Source organism: Escherichia sp. WS3227_2, from assembly GCF_046486495.1.
Classification (GTDB): domain Bacteria; phylum Pseudomonadota; class Gammaproteobacteria; order Enterobacterales; family Enterobacteriaceae; genus Escherichia; species Escherichia coli.
In genome coordinates, this window is the sequence record NZ_JBJQLG010000041.1 from 1 (window position 1) to 1,827 (window position 1,827).

A 1,827-nucleotide genomic window follows, 5' to 3' on the forward strand; every position below is an offset into this window, starting at 1 on the left:
TTTCACCGCAATTAACTGTCCACGGCTGTCGTATGCGCGGTACTGACTCAGCCCTTCCTCGCGGTGCACCGCCGTCACCTGACCAAAACGGTCATGGTCATAACGGGTTACATAACCGGAACAGTCAGTGACGGTCAGCAACTGACCGTAACGGCTCCATGTCATGGTTTTCCGGCTGCCGGTGGCATCTTCCGTTGCGCAGGGTAAGTCACTGTGTGGATTATCATAACGGTAGCGGGTGATATCGCCGTTGTGTGCGGTTTCCTGAATCAGACGGCCGGATTCATCATATTCCCGGCGCAACTCCAGCCCGTCAGTCCCGGTGGCTGACGTTAACTGGTTGTGGTGGTTATAGTAAAATGCCGATGCCCTGCCATCCGGTGTGGTGATGCGCGTGATGAGTCCCGTCACCACATCCGGGCTGTACTCAGTCGTCCGGCCTGCGGCATCCGTCTGTGCCTTAAGCCTGCCCACCGCGTCAAACTGACTCTGCATGACGCTGCCGTCCGCGTGTTCCTTTTTCACCACCCGCTTCAGCCCGCCTTCGCCCTGCGTGTGCAGGACTTCACGGCGGTCCAGGCTGTCGGTGATGGTGATGCGGTCTTTCTCATACTGATACGTGTAGCTTAAGCCCGCCGGGTTTAGCTGTTCTGTCACCCGCCCGTCACTGTCGTAACGGTAACGGATTTCCGGTCGGCCCGTGTGACGGTGCGCCACCATCCGGCCCCGGTATTTATCATCGTAAGTAAAGCTGCGCACCTGTGTATTGCTGCGGTCATACACCGCCGCCAGTTCGCCACGCGGCGTCCAGCCATAGCGTACCAGCGGCGCGGCTGGCAGGTTGTCCGGATATTCCGGGTCGTGTGTCAGCCACACGGCAGACAGACGGATGCCGTTGTCCCGGCCATATTCGGTGTAACCCGGCAGGGTATCAGGAAAAGCGGACGGTTCCGTCCCGCCGGAAATGGCCTGCTGCCGGGCTTCTTCTGCCCGCTGCGCCTGCGTGGTCAGTACCAGCCGGAAGTGACGGCCTGCGCCATCCGTCACGCCGGTGATTTCGCCGCCAGCCTCACGGTGAAACGTCTGTGTGCGCCCGAAGCGGTCCACCAGCCCGGTCAGTACCCGGTACGGCGGCAGCGGCGCGGGCAGCACCTCATCCGCCTCCGGCACCTGCTCACACCAGCCGAGTACCCACCACGGCCCCTGCGGACTGTTCGTCGCCAGATAACGATGCGGACTCAGGCGAAGCTCTTCCGGCAGTGCCTGCCAGAGTGCGGCCAGCCGGTGACCTTCATCCAGTTTCGCCACGCCGCCGCGCACCAGCCAGAGTGACTCGCTGCGGCTGTAACCGTCCTCACCGGGAAACAGGTGCTCAAAATACAGGCTCCTGCCGCCGTTATCACTGAGTATCAGTGTGTTATCGCGCAGCTGTAAGCGGATATCCGCGGGCATTTTCCAGCCGGGGCCGAGGCTCCCCACCGGCGCGGGCGTTTTTGTCCGGTAACTGCTGTAGGTGCGGGAGAGGATGAACGGCAGCGGGCCGGGCAGGGCAAGGTCGGTTTCGCCGGGAAGGACCTTCGCACCGAGCAGCGGATTGACCGGATGGCCGGACGTCACCCCGCCGGGGCACACCGAACAGGCCACGCCGGTGGGGGCACCAATACGTACCCCGGCTGAACCCTGAACAATGCTACCGCCATACTGCGTCATGTCGCCCTGACGCGCCGCCGGTTTTCCGCTCATCTGCTCATCCTTGTTTTATCGGGTTATTTGTCTGCTGACAGGCGAAACCCTACAGATTTATAAGAAAGCCTTAAGTGAGATATC

General features: G+C 61.5%; 1 pseudogene. It reads right to left on the bottom strand.

Going from position 1 to position 1,827, the window contains the following annotated elements:
• A pseudogene (rhsC, locus tag ACJHXB_RS24680) lies at positions 1-1,743 on the bottom strand (rhs element protein RhsC); the annotation flags it as partial.
• Positions 1,744-1,827: the final 84 nt, after the last annotated feature.